This is a genomic window from Rhodococcus sp. Leaf225 (assembly GCF_001426145.1).
GTDB lineage: Bacteria > Actinomycetota > Actinomycetes > Mycobacteriales > Mycobacteriaceae > Rhodococcoides.
Window position 1 is genome coordinate 290,056 of record NZ_LMRN01000020.1, and the last position, 15,588, is coordinate 305,643.

General features: G+C 68.7%; 11 protein-coding genes. 4 read left to right on the forward strand and 7 right to left on the reverse strand.

The annotated features are described in order from the left end of the window. Complete coding sequence (locus tag ASG69_RS14860) at positions 1 to 813, reverse strand: class I SAM-dependent methyltransferase (protein ID WP_056448095.1); 813 nt, start codon at positions 811 to 813, stop codon at positions 1 to 3. 356 nt (positions 814 to 1,169) lie between these two features. On the opposite strand from ASG69_RS14860, the gene rpsA reads away from it, so the two are divergent. Then, positions 1,170 to 2,648 (forward strand): 30S ribosomal protein S1, encoded by a 1,479-nt coding sequence (gene rpsA, locus ASG69_RS14865; protein ID WP_027506761.1) that lies wholly within the window; start codon positions 1,170 to 1,172, stop codon positions 2,646 to 2,648. 202 nt (positions 2,649 to 2,850) lie between these two features. On the opposite strand, the gene ASG69_RS14870 is transcribed toward rpsA, so the two are convergent. Beyond that, positions 2,851 to 3,081: a hypothetical protein gene (locus ASG69_RS14870; RefSeq protein WP_081821417.1), complete on the reverse strand. Its 231-nt coding sequence runs from the start codon at positions 3,079 to 3,081 to the stop codon at positions 2,851 to 2,853. Positions 3,082 to 3,250: 169 nt separating this feature from the next. Here ASG69_RS14870 and coaE point away from each other — a divergent pair, with 169 nt between their 5' ends. Then, entirely contained in the window at positions 3,251 to 4,468 is a 1,218-nt protein-coding gene (coaE, locus tag ASG69_RS14875) for a dephospho-CoA kinase (protein WP_056447955.1), read from the forward strand. A 7-nt stretch (positions 4,469 to 4,475) separates the two neighbouring features. Here coaE and ASG69_RS14880 read toward each other — a convergent pair whose 3' ends face one another. Next, on the reverse strand, positions 4,476 to 4,997 hold the full coding sequence (locus tag ASG69_RS14880) for a DUF402 domain-containing protein (protein WP_056448098.1): 522 nt from the start codon (positions 4,995 to 4,997) through the stop codon (positions 4,476 to 4,478). 23 nt (positions 4,998 to 5,020) lie between these two features. Continuing rightward, positions 5,021 to 6,544, reverse strand: coding sequence for an ATP-dependent DNA ligase (locus tag ASG69_RS14885; RefSeq protein WP_056447957.1), 1,524 nt, complete (start codon positions 6,542 to 6,544; stop codon positions 5,021 to 5,023). Between the two features lie 109 nt (positions 6,545 to 6,653). Between ASG69_RS14885 and uvrB the strand changes: the two genes are divergently transcribed. Beyond that, positions 6,654 to 8,816, forward strand: coding sequence for an excinuclease ABC subunit UvrB (gene uvrB, locus ASG69_RS14890; protein WP_027506756.1), 2,163 nt, complete (start codon positions 6,654 to 6,656; stop codon positions 8,814 to 8,816). A gap of 57 nt (positions 8,817 to 8,873) precedes the next feature. On the opposite strand, the gene ASG69_RS14895 is transcribed toward uvrB, so the two are convergent. Then, the gene (locus tag ASG69_RS14895) at positions 8,874 to 9,758 is read right to left on the reverse strand and encodes an ABC transporter permease (protein ID WP_027506755.1); all 885 of its coding nucleotides are present in this window, start codon (positions 9,756 to 9,758) and stop codon (positions 8,874 to 8,876) included. Next, positions 9,755 to 12,643 (reverse strand): alpha/beta fold hydrolase, encoded by a 2,889-nt coding sequence (locus tag ASG69_RS14900; protein ID WP_082544653.1) that lies wholly within the window; start codon positions 12,641 to 12,643, stop codon positions 9,755 to 9,757. The genes ASG69_RS14895 and ASG69_RS14900 overlap by 4 nt, the downstream gene beginning before the upstream one ends. Before the next feature lie 127 nt (positions 12,644 to 12,770). Between ASG69_RS14900 and ASG69_RS14905 the strand changes: the two genes are divergently transcribed. Continuing rightward, complete coding sequence (locus ASG69_RS14905; RefSeq protein WP_027506754.1) at positions 12,771 to 13,223, forward strand: universal stress protein; 453 nt, start codon at positions 12,771 to 12,773, stop codon at positions 13,221 to 13,223. A 56-nt stretch (positions 13,224 to 13,279) separates the two neighbouring features. On the opposite strand, the gene ASG69_RS14910 is transcribed toward ASG69_RS14905, so the two are convergent. Next, complete coding sequence (locus ASG69_RS14910; RefSeq protein ID WP_056447960.1) at positions 13,280 to 15,565, reverse strand: HelD family protein; 2,286 nt, start codon at positions 15,563 to 15,565, stop codon at positions 13,280 to 13,282. Between the last annotated feature and the right edge of the window lie 23 nt (positions 15,566 to 15,588).

Consider the following 15,588-nt stretch of genomic DNA (forward strand, 5'->3'; position numbering starts at 1 on the left):
TCAGGCGGTGCAGCAGAAGATCGCGGTGCCGGGGAAGAGCACTCCACGCAACGGCGACCACTGACCCCACTCGCGATCGAGCCACTCCGGCCAGTCGGGTTCGACGATGTCGACCAGAGTCAGCCCGGCGGCGACGATCTCGCGAACGCGGTCGCCCACCGTGCGATGGTGTTCGACGTAGGTGGCGGTGCCGTCAGGATCGAACTCGGCGTACGGCGTGCGGTCGAAGTAGGGGATGGTGGCGGTCAGCCCGGCCGGGCCCGGATCGTCCGGGAAGATCCACCGCATCGGGTGGTTGACCGAGAACACCCACCGTCCGCCGGGGCGCAACACGCGCCGGACCTCACGCATGACTCCGGCGGAGTCGGCGACGAACGGGATCGCGCCGAAGGCCGAGCACACCACGTCGAAGGACGCGTCGGCGAACGGCAGGTTCTCCGCGGAGGCCTGGATCAGTGCGGGTGACGCACTGCCGGGGGACGATGCCTCGCGGGCCGCGATCGCCGCAGCGCCGTGCGCCAGCATTCCGGCCGAGATGTCGAGGCCCGTCGCGCGGGCACCGTGACTGGCCAACCAGCGCGAGCAGGGTGCGGATCCGCATCCGATCTCGAGCACGTCGCGCCCCTCGACGTCACCGAGCAGGTGCACGTCACCCTCGTGCAGACCCTCGGGGCACCACACGAACTCGCCGGCCTCGCTCGTCACGCCGAGGAAGTCGCCGTGGGTGCGGTGGTACTCGTCGGAATCCTGGTCCCACCAGGACCGGGACGCCCGCTCGGAGGATCGGGAGTCGACGCGGCGGCGACCGGGCAGCGGCTCCGCGGGGGCCGCGTCGGCAGCGGGAGCGTGGCCGGGCGTGGACCCGGTCGGACGTGCCGGAACACCGAGATCGCCGGGGGTTTCTGTGGACACGCGCAACACGGTAACCGGGTTTGCTCGGTGCGCGGGGCACCGAGTAGTCTTCGATATGCGAATGTCTGTCTTCGCGTGCACGTGGTCGGACTCCCGCTCGTCGGCGAGGGTCCGTGGCGTGTCCGGGGGGACTGCGTCGTGTCTCGTCTCCCAGCGCTCAAGATACGGCAGCACGCGTGTCCTGTCCGCAGGAAGAACGAGTCTGTCCGACCGAACATCCATCCACCGACCCCAACCCGTCCGGAGCAACTCACCACATGGCCTCATCCACCGTCACCTCGCCGCAGGTAGCCGTCAACGACATCGGCTCCGCCGAGGATTTTCTCGCCGCGATCGACGCGACGATCAAGTACTTCAACGATGGCGACATCGTCGAGGGCACGATCGTCAAGGTCGACCGTGACGAGGTCCTGCTCGACATCGGTTACAAGACCGAAGGCGTCATCCCCTCTCGCGAGCTCTCCATCAAGCACGACGTCGACCCCAACGAGGTCGTCTCCGTGGGCGATGAGGTCGAAGCTCTCGTCCTCACCAAGGAGGACAAAGAGGGTCGTCTGATCCTGTCGAAGAAGCGCGCACAGTACGAGCGCGCCTGGGGCACCATCGAGGAGCTCAAGGAGAAGGACGAGGCCGTCAAGGGCACCGTCATCGAGGTCGTCAAGGGTGGACTCATCCTCGACATCGGTCTCCGTGGCTTCCTTCCCGCGTCGCTCGTCGAGATGCGTCGTGTCCGCGATCTCCAGCCGTACGTCGGCAAGGAGATCGAGGCCAAGATCATCGAGCTCGACAAGAACCGCAACAACGTCGTCCTCTCGCGCCGTGCATGGCTCGAGCAGACGCAGTCCGAGGTGCGCAGCGAGTTCCTGCACCAGCTCCAGAAGGGCCAGGTCCGCAAGGGCGTCGTGTCCTCCATCGTCAACTTCGGCGCGTTCGTCGATCTCGGCGGAGTCGACGGCCTGGTCCACGTGTCCGAGCTGTCCTGGAAGCACATCGACCACCCGTCCGAGGTCGTCGAGGTCGGCACCGAGGTCACGGTCGAGGTTCTCGACGTCGACCTGGACCGCGAACGTGTCTCCCTGTCGCTCAAGGCGACGCAGGAAGACCCGTGGCGTCAGTTCGCCCGTACCCACGCGATCGGTCAGATCGTCCCGGGCAAGGTCACCAAGCTGGTTCCCTTCGGTGCGTTCGTGCGCGTCGAAGAGGGCATCGAGGGCCTGGTCCACATCTCCGAGCTGGCCGAGCGCCACGTGGAGGTCCCGGACCAGGTCGTCACCGTGGGCGACGACGCGCTCGTCAAGGTCATCGACATCGACCTCGAGCGTCGCCGCATCTCGCTGTCGCTGAAGCAGGCCAACGAGGACTACAGCGCCGAGTTCGATCCGTCCAAGTACGGCATGGCCGACTCGTACGACGAGCAGGGCAACTACGTCTTCCCCGAGGGCTTCGATCCCGAGACCAACGAATGGCTCGAGGGCTTCGACAAGCAGCGCGAGGAGTGGGAAGGCCGCTACGCCGAGGCGGAGCGTCGCCACAAGATGCACACCGCGCAGATGGAGAAGACCGCAGCCGACGAGGCGCAGGAAGCTGCCAACGCAGCGGCCGGCTACTCCTCGGAGACCGGTACCCCGTCCGCACAGGGTGCACCGGCGGCAGCAGCTCCCGAGTCCACCGGCGGATCGCTCGCCAGTGACGCTCAGCTCGCCGCTCTGCGCGAGAAGCTGTCCGGCGGAGCCTGATTCGCCGACCCGGCGGAGCCTGATTCGCCGACCCGGCGGAGCATGATCCGCTGATCGACCGCTGAACGAGAGAAGCCCCGAACCGCACAGGTTCGGGGCTTCTCCCGTTCGTGGCACCGGCACCCGACCGGCTCCACACACGAGAGAAGGCCCGATCCGCGCAGGATCGGGCCTTCTCTCGTGTGGTCGGTGGTGCGGTGGGTCAGCTCGCTGCGGCTGCACTCCAGCCGGTGCCCATCTGCACGCCGCGCTTGCGCATGGACGCGAAGCTGTGGCGGGCAGGGCTGATGAGCGAGGTGAACCAGTTGCGGCGATGTTCCGCCAGCGCATCGGCGACCTGAGGGATCAGGATGCAGTGGACGCCGTCGGACATGCCCAGGCGGTGCCGTCCGGACTGCATCCGACCGACTCCCTCTCCCGCAATGGTGTTCATGCCCGTCCTTTACCTGTCGAGTACCGTCTCGCGGAGCCTTCCGGAGAAAATACGAAAGCCTGTTGTGCGCCTCGAAGATAACCGACAGGTTGGGAAACATGGTGCATTTGAGACTGGTGATTCGCGGCGTGTTGATGCGCTGCGCGCCGGACTCGGCCACACTGGGTGCGTGTTGAGAATCGGATTGACCGGTGGAATGGGCGCGGGGAAGTCGACGGTGTCACGCACCCTCGCCGACCTCGGCGCCGTGGTGGTGGACGCCGACAAGATCGCGCGCGAGGTCGTGGAGCCGGGCACGCCCGGGCTGGCCGCTCTCGTCGAGCGCTTCGGCGGGGACATCCTGGCTGACGACGGCAGCCTGAATCGACCGGCGTTGGCGGCCAAGGCCTTCGGGGACGAGGAATCCCGCCTCGCCCTGAACGGCATCCTGCACCCCTTGATCGGGCAGCGCACGACCGAGCTCGTGAACAGCGCTCCGCCGGACTGCGTCCTGGTGCACGACATCCCGTTGCTCGTCGAATCTCGCACCGCCGCAGCCTTTCACCTCGTCGTGGTCGTCCACGTCGAGGCGGAGGAGAGGGTGCGACGGCTGGTGGCGTCGCGTGGGCTGAACGAGGACGACGCCCGCGCCCGCATCGCAGCCCAGGCGACGGACGAGCAGCGCCGCGCCGCCGCCGACGTGTGGCTCGACAACTCCGGGACACCGGAAGCGTTGGAGGCCACCGTCCGTGAACTCTGGGCCGATCGTCTCGAGCTCTTCGCGGCCAACCTCCGCTCGGAGACCGTGGCCCGGACCGCCCCCCGCGTGGTGCCGGCCGACCCGATGTGGCCCGCCGAGGCACAGCGCGTGATGGATCGTGTGCGTCTCGCCTGCGGCGACCGAGCGCTACGGATCGACCACATCGGATCCACCGCGGTTCCCGACTTCCCGGCGAAGGACGTCCTCGACATCCAGGTGACGGTGGCGGATCTCGCCACCGCGGACGCACTGCGCGATCCGTTGACGGCGGCCACCTTTCCGCGCATCGAACACATCACGGCCGACGACCCGAAGCCGTCGGCGGTGCCGGGGGAAGCCGATCCTGCACTGTGGGAGAAGCGTCTGCACGGCGCAGCTGACCCGGGCAGACCGGTGAACATCCACCTCCGGGTCGACGGGTACCCCGGACAGGTCTTCGCGCTCATGTTCCGAGACCGGCTTCGCGCCGACCCCGCCGCTCGGGAGGCGTACCTCGACGTGAAGACCCGTGCTGCCGCGCGAGCCGCGGAACACGGCGAGTACGTGGACGCTATCGAGGCGTACGTGGGGGAGAAGGCGCCGTACTTCGACAGTGTGTATCCCGAGGTCGTGGAGTGGGCGGCTCGGACGGGGTGGAAAGCCGACTGATCGCTCCTCAGCGATCCGCCCAGTGGGTCGTCATGCCGAGAGCGGCGAGCCATCCGTCGACGTCGTGGTTCGCCGCCGCGATTCCGTCCACGGCGTCGGACGCCCGACGGATGGCGGCCTCCGTCGTCCGCGCGTCGAGCAACCCGGTGCTGTGCGCGACGAGCAATTCGTCGACGTCCAGGAGCTCGGCGTCGCGGCCGGTACGGACGACGATGTCGAGGTAGTGGTCGACCGAGTGCCACACGTCCCCGTCGCGGACGAACTCGCCGATGTCGACGTAGTGGTTCTGGTCGCGGACATGCGTGGGCAGGTAGTGGAAGATCGACGCGCGGATACCCAGGCTGGGGACGATCCACGACTCCAGGTAGTCGAAGGACGGATGGTCCGACGGACGGGCCATGTAGAGCCCCCAGTCGGTCGTCTCGTACACGTCGACCGGGCGGACGACACCTTTCGGATCGGTGTTGGTGCGTCCCGCGACGTCGAACACCTCGACCTTCGGTGGGTGCACGTGTGCCAGACCCGTCATGGTCCGCACCGTACCGCGCACCGTCACGGAGCGGGCGGCGCGAACATGCTGCGCACGCCGTCGAGCGTGTCGGCGTCCGCAGCCACCTTGTCGTCGCGGTAGCGGACCACGCGCGCGAATCGGAGTGCGATGCCGCCCGGATAGCGCGAGGAACGCTGCAGTCCGTCGACCGCGATCTCGACGACCTGCTCGGGCCGCACGTGCACCACGTGCGAGGTCCGTCCCGTCTCGAGAGCCAGGAACCGCTCCGTCTGCCAGGCGAGCATCTCGTCGGTCATGCCCTTGAAGGTCTTGCCCAGCATCACGAACCCGCCGGCAGGATCCACTGCGCCCAGGTGGATGTTGGACAGCAGACCGGACCGGCGACCGGATCCCCACTCGACTGCGAGCACCACCAGGTCGAGCGTGTGCACCGGCTTCACCTTGACCCAGGCGGCGCCGCGCCGTCCCGCGTCGTACGGCGCATCGAGGTTCTTGACGACCACACCCTCGTGACCGGACGCGACCGCCGACGCCGCGAACGAGTCCGCGGCCTCGAGGTCGGCCGTCACCAGCCGCGGCACACGGTTGCCCTCCGGGATCAGAGCGTCGAGAACGGCCAGCCGCTCGTGCAGCGCACGGTCCAGCAGGTCCTCACCGTCCAGGTGCAGGATGTCGAAGAAGAAGGGCGTCACGGCCACACCGGTCGACTGCGCTGTGCGTGACGCCGTCTCCTGGAAGGCCCGCGGACGTCCCTGTTCGTCCAGGGCCAGTGCCTCGCCGTCGAGCACCACGGAGGTGAGCGGCAGGGCGCGCACGTACTCGACGACCTCGGGCAGGCGTGCGGTGATGTCGTCGAGACTGCGGGTGCTGATCGAGACGTCCTCACCGCGACGGTGGACCTGCACACGGATGCCGTCCAGCTTGGTGTCGAGCGCCACGGCGCCGGCTGCGCCACCGGCCGCCTTCGCCACGCCCTCGGCCACGGTGGGGGCGCTGGAGGCCAACATGGGGAGCACCGCTCGGCCCACGGTCAGTCCCAGCTCCGCGAGTGCCGCAGACCCGCCGGTGAACGCGGCCGTCGCGGCCGTCACCGTGGATCCCGACAGCATCGCGGCCCGGCGCACCTCGGGGAGCGGGACGTCGGCCGCGGCCGCCACGGCTTCCTGGACCAGCGCGTCGAGCGCACCCTGGCGGACCTCACCGGTGACCACGCCGCGCAGCCAGGTCTGTTCCGTGTCGGTGGCGCTGCCGAACAGAGCGGACACCGCCGCCGCGCGTGCTGCCTGCGATCCCGGACCCGCCATCGTCGAGACGGCGTCGAACGCCGCGTCGACGGCGGCGACCGTCAGCGTCGGTGCGTCGGCGGCCGGGGGGAGAGTGGCGACGCTGCGCCACCCCAGGCCGGTACGGCGTTGACGCAGAGTGCCGGACGCGTAGAGCGTCACCAGGGCGACCTCCTCGGGAGCGCACTCGGACAGCAGAGCGGCGAGCGCCAGGACCTTGGCCTTGCGGGACCGGGTGGCGGCCACCGTGGCCGAGGTCGCGACGACGCGTGCGAGCAGCATGGGCTCATTGTGACGCGCAGGTCCGACAGCGACGGTCGGTGTACCCGCGGCCGGGTCGTGTGACCCGCCGAACGGCGACTGTGTCGGTGGTCGGGCCTACTCTGGTGGTATGGCTTTTGCAGCTGAACAACCCGTCCTGGCGCACTCCGAGTTCCGTCCCGTGGGCGACATCGAGCGCAGCGATCGTCCCTTCGAGGTGGTCAGCGAGTACAGCCCTGCGGGCGATCAGCCGACGGCCATCGCGGAGCTGACCAAGCGGGTCCAGGCGGGCGAGAAGGACATCGTGCTCCTGGGCGCCACCGGCACCGGAAAGTCGGCCACCACCGCGTGGTTGATCGAGCAGGTGCAACGGCCCACGTTGCTCATGGCGCCCAACAAGACGTTGGCTGCGCAGTTGGCCAACGAACTGCGAGAGATGTTGCCCAACAACTCCGTCGAGTACTTCGTCTCGTACTACGACTACTACCAGCCCGAGGCGTACATCGCGCAGACCGACACCTACATCGAGAAGGACTCGTCGGTCAACGACGACGTCGAGCGGCTCCGTCACTCGGCGACGGCGAATCTGCTGTCCCGTCGCGACGTCGTGGTGGTCGCCTCGGTGTCGTGCATCTACGGTCTCGGCACACCGCAGTCCTACGTGGACCGGTCGGTGCATCTCGAGGTGGGGCAGGAGGTCCCGCGCGACAAGTTCCTCCGGCTGCTCGTCGACGTGCAGTACACCCGCAACGACATGGCGTTCACCCGCGGATCGTTCCGTGTGCGCGGCGACACCGTCGAGATCATCCCGTCCTACGAGGAACTCGCCGTCCGGATCGAGTTCTTCGGCGACGAGATCGAGGCGCTGTACTTCCTCCATCCGCTCACCGGCGACGTGGTGCGCCAGGTCGACAGCGTGCGCATTTTCCCGGCGACCCACTACGTCGCCGGGCCCGAGCGCATGGAGCGTGCGGTGCGGGACATCGAGGCCGAGCTCGAGGAGCGGCTCGCCGATCTGGAGGGCAAGGGCAAGCTGCTCGAGGCCCAGCGGTTGCGCATGCGTACGCAGTACGACCTCGAGATGATCAAGCAGGTCGGCTTCTGCTCCGGCATCGAGAACTACTCGCGCCACATCGACGGGCGACCTGCCGGGACTGCGCCGGCCACACTCATCGACTACTTCCCGGACGACTTCCTGCTCGTCATCGACGAGTCCCACGTGACGGTGCCCCAGATCGGTGCCATGTACGAGGGGGACATGTCGCGCAAGCGCAACCTCGTGGAGTTCGGCTTCCGGCTGCCGTCGGCCACCGACAATCGCCCCCTGACGTGGGAGGAGTTCACGCAGCGCATCGGGCAGACGGTGTACCTGTCGGCCACCCCCGGCAAGTACGAGCTGGGACAGAGCGGCGGTGAGGTCGTCGAGCAGGTCATCCGCCCGACCGGCCTGGTCGACCCCGAGATCGTCGTCAAGCCCACCAAGGGCCAGATCGACGACCTCGTGCACGAGATCCGCCAGCGCACCGAGAAGGACGAGCGCATCCTGGTCACCACGCTGACCAAGAAGATGGCGGAGGATCTCACCGACTACCTCCTCGAGCTCGGTATCCGGGTGCGCTACCTGCACTCCGACATAGACACTCTCCGACGCGTCGAGCTGCTGCGTCAGCTCCGGCTCGGCGAGTACGACGTGCTCATCGGCATCAACCTGCTCCGTGAGGGTCTGGACCTCCCGGAGGTCTCCCTCGTCGCGATCCTGGACGCCGACAAGGAGGGCTTCCTGCGCAGCGGGACCAGCCTGGTGCAGACCATCGGCCGTGCGGCCCGAAACGTGTCCGGCCAGGTGCACATGTACGCCGACAAGATCACCGACTCGATGCAGTACGCCATGGAGGAGACCGAGCGTCGCCGCGCCAAGCAGATCGCCTACAACGAGAAGATGGGTGTGGATCCGCAGCCGCTGCGCAAGAAGATCGCCGACATCCTCGACCAGGTGTACGAGGAGGCGGAGGACACCGAGGCCACCGTGGACATCGGTGGATCGGGCCGCAACGCGAGCCGTGGCCGGCGGGCGCCCGGCGAGGCGGGACGAGCCGGCAGCAGCGGTGTCGTGGAGGGGCGCGACGTCTCGACCATGCCGCGCGCCGAGCTGGCAGACCTGGTCAAGCAGCTCACCGATCAGATGATGAACGCGGCGCGCGAACTTCAGTTCGAGCTGGCAGGCCGTCTGCGCGACGAGATCCAGGACCTCAAGAAGGAGCTGCGCGGGATGGACGCCGCGGGCCTGTCCTGACCCGTCCTCGCACACGAGAAGGCCCGGCACCGACGGACACGGTGCCGGGCCTCGTCGTCAGCTCGTGATGTCCTTCGTCGCGAATCGTCGCCACGCGATGATGCCGAAGATCGTGGCGTACGCGAGCGAGGAGAAGGCGCCGTCGAGCAGGTCGTTCCACGACAGCGTCGGTGACAGCACGCCCGTCCACGACGTCGAGTAGTGGCCGGGCAACAGGTTGCGCAGTGATCCCAGTGCCGTGATCTGATCGAGGATCTGGGCCACGATCGACACCATCACCGTGCCGCCGACCGCGCCCAGGGGCGCGTCGGTAGACACCGACAGGGCGAGTGCCAGCCCGGCCACCCACGTCAGATTGATCGCGATGAAGACGACGCCGATCGCGAGCCTCCCGATCGACAGCCCGAACGACAGGGCATCGCCGAAGGGTGACACCAGCGACCCCAGGCCGTACAGCACGCTGCCCAGGATGAGCGACACCCCCACGAGCGTGAGCAGCGCGGCGAGCGACAGGATCGCCGACACCAGGGCCTTCTGTCGCAGCAGCCGACCTCGCGGAACAGGAACCGCGAGCAGGTAGCGCAGACTCGACCACGATGCCTCGCTGGCGATCGCGTCGCCGAAGAACAGCGCCACCACCACGATCAGCAGGAATCCCACCGACACGAACAGGGCGAAGACGAGAAAGTTCACCCCGCTCTGCGTGCCCAGGTCGATGAGGCTCCCGCTGGCGGTGTCGGAGTCCGACCCGCCCACCGTGAACGCGATGGCCATGATGACGGGCAGCAACGCGAGGAAGCCCAGGGACAACTGGGTTCTCCGCCGCGTGAACTGCCGCGTCAGCTCGGTCCGTAGCGACAGCGTGCCCGCGGGGGTGTACCCCGCGACCCGGCCGTCCGGATGCGCCGCGGTGGTGGTCGTCGGTCGACTGTCGGCGCTCATGTGGTCGTTCCGTTCCCCGAGGATGCTTCCGCCGCATGACGGAGTCGGTCGGTGTCGTCGTGCACGAGGTCGAGGAAGACGTCCTCGAGTCGTGTCGATCGCGACGCGGAGGAGACGCCGATACCGGCGCCCACCAACGTCCGCACCACCATCGCGGGATCGAGCACTCCGAGCTGCGCCTTGATCGCGCCCTCCGGTTCCGCCTCGACGACCTCGCCCATGCCGTCGATGCCTCGCAACACCGAGACGGCATCGGCGGGCCGATCGACACGGAACTCCAGCGGACCGCTCGCGCCGATCAGATCGTCGACCGTCCCGGAGCTGATGACGACGCCCTTGTTCATGACGACGACGTGCGTGCAGGTCTGCTCGACCTCCGCCAGCAGGTGGCTGCTGACCAGGACCGTGCGTCCCGTCTGCGCGTAGCGGATGAGGACGTCGCGCATGGTGCGGATCTGGGGCGGGTCGAGCCCGTTGGTGGGTTCGTCCAGGACCATGAGGTCCGGGAGTCCGAGCATCGCCTGCGCGATGGCGAGCCGTTGCCGCATGCCCTGGCTGTACGACCGGACCTTGCGGTGGATCGCCGTGCCGAGGTCGGCGATCTCGAGTGCCTCCTCGAGATGGGCGTCCTCCGCCGGTCGGCCGGTCGCCTTCCAGTACAGGTCCAGGTTCTCCATCCCCGAGAGATGGGGAAGGAATCCGGACCCCTCGACGAAGGAACCGAGTCGGGACAGGACCGGCGCCCCCGGAGAGACCAGGTGCCCGAAGACCCGGATCTCGCCGCTGGAGGGCGTGATGAGGCCCATCAGCATGCGCAGCGTGGTGGTCTTGCCGGCGCCGTTGGGGCCGAGGAGCCCGAGCACCTGCCCCGCGCCGACGCGGAACGACACGCCGTCCACCGCGCGGAAGCCGTTGGAGTAGCTCTTCGCGAGATCGGTGATCACCAGCGGGACGTCCACCAGCGACTCGTCCACCTCGGCGACGGTGCGACGCCGGGAGATGAACGATGCGAGAGCGACGAGGGCGGCGACCAGCACGGCGAGCCCCGCGATGCCCACGACGGGGACCCACGGGAACGTCGACTCCGCGTTCTCGGCGGGTACCTCGGGCAGCGCGAGCGTGGCGTCGGAGAGCGTGACCGACACCGCCGCGGGCTCGAGCGGGACGGCGTAGGCCTGGTCGGTGGTGGAGAACGCCACCTCGACGCGATTCCCGGCGGCGACCTGGTATGCCATGCCAGGCAACGTGACGCTCACCGTGGAGGGCTGGTCGGACGGGGGGACCCGCACCGCGGACACCAGGCCGTTGGGCAGAGTGCGTCGACCGTCGTCGGACACGTCGTACAGCTTGGCGAAGAGCACGGTGCCGCTCGGCGAGGTGGTCGGACCGACGGTGACGGACACCGACGACGTACCGACGATCGTGTACGACGAGTCGAGCGGCTCCGTGACGAACGACGCGGTCTGTCCCGGGATGTCGCCCGTCAGGAGTGCGCTCGCGGCCCCGCCGAGCCCGGCCGCGGCGCCGCCGAGGACCGAGGCGGAGCCGACCCCGGGCAGAGACGTGAGAGCAGCCGGGGACCCACCGGGCGGCCGGACGACGGTCTGAGTGTCGTTGCCGGTGGCCGAGGTGAGCGGGAAGTCCTGGCGTTCGGTCGGAGTGGCGTCCGAGAGCCCCGGATACGCGGCGGCGGTGAGCTCGCGAGCCCGATCGCCCTGGTCGGTCGGATCGCCCGCCAACGCGTACGTGAACGCCGAATCGGCGCGCGGGGAGTCGGTCCCGTCCCCGATCAGATGCTGCACCAGGAAGTCCGCGACCGCACCGTCCGCGGTGGCGTCGGTCCCGCCGGCATCGTGGCCGCCGTCGAACCACCGCACCTGGACCGAGCCACCGGCCGCCGCGATCTGCCGCGCGGTGGCGTCGGCCTGGTCGAGTCCGAAGAGGGTGTCGCGCTGGCCCTGCACGAGCAGGGTGGGTGCGGTGATCGAGGAGGCGAACGACCGGGGCGAGCGCGCACGCAGCAGTTCGCTGGTGGCCTCGGACGGTTGTCCGCTCACCGCGGACTCCGCGTACGCGAGACACACCTGGAGGGCGAACCGGCCGCATGCTCCAGCGGGGGCGGTCGATGTCGGAGCGTCGCCGGCTCCACCGGGAGCGGGGGCCGCACCGGCGCCGAAGAAGATGCCGGCCCAGCCGCGCTTCAGGACGCCGGCGTCGCTGCCCTCGGACACGGCGGGTGTCGGTGCCTGCGACGACGGCTCGGCCACCGAGTAGTTGGGAAAGAGGGACTGGTTCAGGTCGTTCCACGTGATCGAGGCGGCGTCCGCGTCGATGCGAGGATCGGTTCCGGCCGCCATGAGCGCGAGCGCGCCGCCGTAGGAACCACCGGCGACGCCGACCCGAGGGTCACCCGGGGAATCGAGTTGCACCTCGGGGCGAGTGGCCAGGTAGTCGATCAGCCCGCGAGCGTCGGCCACCTCACGATCGGGATCGTTGAGGCCGATGCTGCCGGTGCTGAGGCCGAAGCCGCGCGCGCTGTACGCGAGGACGACGAGCCCTCGCGACGCGAGATCCCGTGCCTGGGCGGCCACCGAGTTCTTGTCGCCGCCGAAGCCGTGGGCCAACAACACCGCCGGTACGGGCCCGTCCGTGTCCGGCAGGTACAGCGTCGTGTCGATGTCGACGGTGGCACTGCTGCCCGGACTCTCCGGAAGTGTGCGGACGGCGTCCTCGGTCCGCACCGACGACGCGGAACCGTTCGAGTCGCGCAGAAGTGCGAACGACGCCACGGCGAGGGCGAGGACGACGAGCACCGCGACGACGACGATCACCGGTCGTCCGAGCGTCGAGGCGCGTCCGGGCAACCGGAATCGGGGTCGTGGCATTACTTCAATGTATGCGAGGGGAGAGACACGTGCTTTCGACCGGAAGCCGCGTCGGGCGGTCGCCGCTGCGACTAATGTCTCGAATCGACACTCGATGATCGTCGGGACATGACCACTGGAGGAATGTATGAGCGCTTACCGCAACGTCGTCGTCGGAACCGATGGCTCCGATTCGTCACTGCGGGCCGTGGAGAAGGCGGCAGCGCTGTCGGGCGATTCCGCCGCGACGCTCTACATCGCGTGTGCGTACTACCCGGCGGACTCGAAGGCGTCCTCGCAGGACGCGGACGCACTGAAGGACGACGCGTACCAGATCACGGGATCCGCTCCGACACAGGAGATTCTGCGTGTCGCGCGAGAGCGTGCGGTGGCGGCCGGCGCCTCGTCGATCGAGGAGCGTCCCGTGGTGGGCAACCCCGTCGACTCGCTGCTCGAGCTCGTCGGCGAGGTGAAGGCGGATCTGCTCGTGGTGGGAAACCGTGGACTGAACTCGCTCACCGGCCGCCTGCTCGGCTCGGTTCCGTCCGATGCGGCTCGCAAGGCGCGCTGCGACGTGTTGATCGTGCACACCACGCACTGACGCTCGAACCACCGCTGGATGCCGTCACGGCACGATCCGTTCGTGCCGTGACGGCATCACTGCGTCACGGGGGCGATGGGTCCCATCACGTCCGGTAGCGGCGATGTGTGGACGATTCCCAGCCGCTGTGTCGCGCGCGTGAGCGCGACGTACAGATCGTTCAGGCCGCGGGCCGAGTCGTCCACGATCCGTGCGGGTTCCACGATGAGCACCGAGTCGAACTCGAGTCCCTTCGCGTCGCGCACCGTGCACACCCGGACGTCGTCGGCCCCCAGGTGTGCGAGCCGCGCGGCGATGTCCGCGGGTGCCAGCACCGCCGACATCCCCGGGCGCGGATGCGCGGCGACGTGGCGTTCGACCGCCGACACCAGATCGTCCTCCGTGACTCGATGCGCCCACGGCGTCTCACCGTTGTCCCGCACCGACCGCGGGATCGATGCGGCCGGGTCGAGCGTCGAGAGAACTCGCCGGGCGATCTCCATGATCGCCGCGGGGGTGCGGTAGTTCACGGTGAGTTCGGTCAGCTTCCACCGTTGCGCCACATAGGGGCCCAGGACGTCCTGCCAGGACGAGGCACCCGCCGTGTCGCCCGTCTGGGCCACGTCGCCCACGAGGGTCATCCATCGATTGGGTATGCGGCGCATGACCATCCGCCACGCCATCTGCGAGAGTTCCTGCGCCTCGTCGACGATGACGTGGCCGTAGGTCCACGTGCGGTCGCCGGCCGCGCGTTCGGCCGCCGTCAACCGGCGTCCGTGCCCCTGACGCTGGGCGAGTCTGTCGGCGTCGATGAGGTCGTACGCCATGAGGATCTCCGGATCGAGTTCGTCCTCGAGATCCTGCGGTGCCGATCCGGTCAGGATGTCGAGAGCGCCCTGGGCGTCCTCGATCTGGGCGCGCCAGCGACGCTGTTCCCGTTCGCGTTCCGCGGCGTCGTCGATACCCAGGAGCTCGGCGAGCTCGTCGAGCAGGGGAGCGTCGGCACCGCTGAAGCGTCCGTCGTCCGACCGTTCGAGGGCGGCACGGTCCTCGGGGTCCCACCCCGGTGCGGCCGTCCGCAGCCGTTCGGCCGAGGCCAGCAGCCCGGCGAGAACGTCCTGGGCGGACAGCTCCGGCCACAGTGCGCCGATCGCACCCATCAGTTCGGGGCTCTCCCGCATCTCGTCGCGGATATCGGCTATGTCGTCACGGCTCAGCAGATTCGACCCGTCGAGCACGTCACCGCCCACGATGGCGGCGAACTGGTCGGCGAGCAGATCGATCATGGTGGACACGAAGATCGGTCGAGCGAGGTTGTGGGGTCGACGCGAGGACCGCGCTCGTCCCCGTGCGCGCGTGACCATCTTGCGGTCGATCCGCAATGTGTAGGTGTCGAAGTCGACCGACACCGGCTCCGACGGAAGTTCCTGACGGTCGCGCACGGCGGCGATCAGGACGTCGACGATGTCGAGGGAGCCCTTGAGTTCCGCCGCGCGCGCGGAGTCCTCGCGGCTCGCGTCGACACCCGGGTACAGATCCCCGATGGTCGACAGCAGCACCCCCGTCTCGCCCAGGGAGGGCAGCACCTGGCCGATGTAGTCCAGGAAGGTGCTGTTCGGTCCGATGATCAGCACGCCGCTCTTGTCCAGCTGCTTGCGGTACGTGTACAGCAGGTAGGCGGCGCGATGCAGGGCCACCGCCGTCTTGCCGGTGCCGGGACCACCCTGCACCACCAGGACGCTGCGATGCGTGGACCGGATGATGTCGTCCTGCTCGCGCTGGATGGTCTCGACGATGTCGTTCATCTGTCTCGTGCGTGCGGCGTTGAGCGCGGACAGCAGAGCACTCTCACCGGCGACACCGTCCGATCCGGTGGCGACGCCGGCGTCCTGCGCCGTCCGGAGGTCCAGGTACTCGTCCGCCACCCCGGTGACGCGTCGACTGCGCGTCCGGATGTGGCGACGGCGTACGACGCCCTCGGGGGCGGCGGGCGTGGCGAGATAGAACGGGCGGGCCAGCGGGGCGCGCCAGTCGTAGAGCAACGACTGGTAGTCGTCGTCCTCGTCGAGGATGCCGACACGGCCGATGTAGCGCGGCGCGTCGTCCTCGACGTCGATCCGGCCGAAGCACAGACCGTTCTCGGACGCGTCGTACTTCGCGATGTCGTCGTTGTAGAGAGCCGAGTAGGACTCGCGTTCGCTGCGCGCCTGCGGTGTCCCGCCCGTCTGGAGCAGGACGGCGCTCAGCCGGGACCGTGCATAGGTCCGCAGAGCGTCGAGGCGGTCGTAGAGCAGGGTGACGCGCTGTTGTTCCTGATCGAGGTCGGCGTCGTGCAGATCTGTCGGGGTGCCCTGATCCGGCACATGGTCTCCTGTACGCGAGTGGG

What these genes read in the sequence shown, in the direction of transcription:
- rpsA (WP_027506761.1), top strand. Translation starts at nt 1,170, where the DNA reads ATGGCCTCATCCACCGTCACCTCGCCGCAGGTAGCCGTCAACGACATC.
- ASG69_RS14870 (WP_081821417.1), bottom strand. Translation starts at nt 3,081, where the DNA reads ATGAACACCATTGCGGGAGAGGGAGTCGGTCGGATGCAGTCCGGACGG.
- ASG69_RS14880 (WP_056448098.1), bottom strand. Translation starts at nt 4,997, where the DNA reads ATGACGGGTCTGGCACACGTGCACCCACCGAAGGTCGAGGTGTTCGAC.
- ASG69_RS14885 (WP_056447957.1), bottom strand. Translation starts at nt 6,544, where the DNA reads ATGCTGCTCGCACGCGTCGTCGCGACCTCGGCCACGGTGGCCGCCACC.
- uvrB (WP_027506756.1), top strand. Translation starts at nt 6,654, where the DNA reads ATGGCTTTTGCAGCTGAACAACCCGTCCTGGCGCACTCCGAGTTCCGT.
- ASG69_RS14895 (WP_027506755.1), bottom strand. Translation starts at nt 9,758, where the DNA reads ATGAGCGCCGACAGTCGACCGACGACCACCACCGCGGCGCATCCGGAC.
- ASG69_RS14900 (WP_082544653.1), bottom strand. Translation starts at nt 12,643, where the DNA reads ATGCCACGACCCCGATTCCGGTTGCCCGGACGCGCCTCGACGCTCGGA.
- ASG69_RS14905 (WP_027506754.1), top strand. Translation starts at nt 12,771, where the DNA reads ATGAGCGCTTACCGCAACGTCGTCGTCGGAACCGATGGCTCCGATTCG.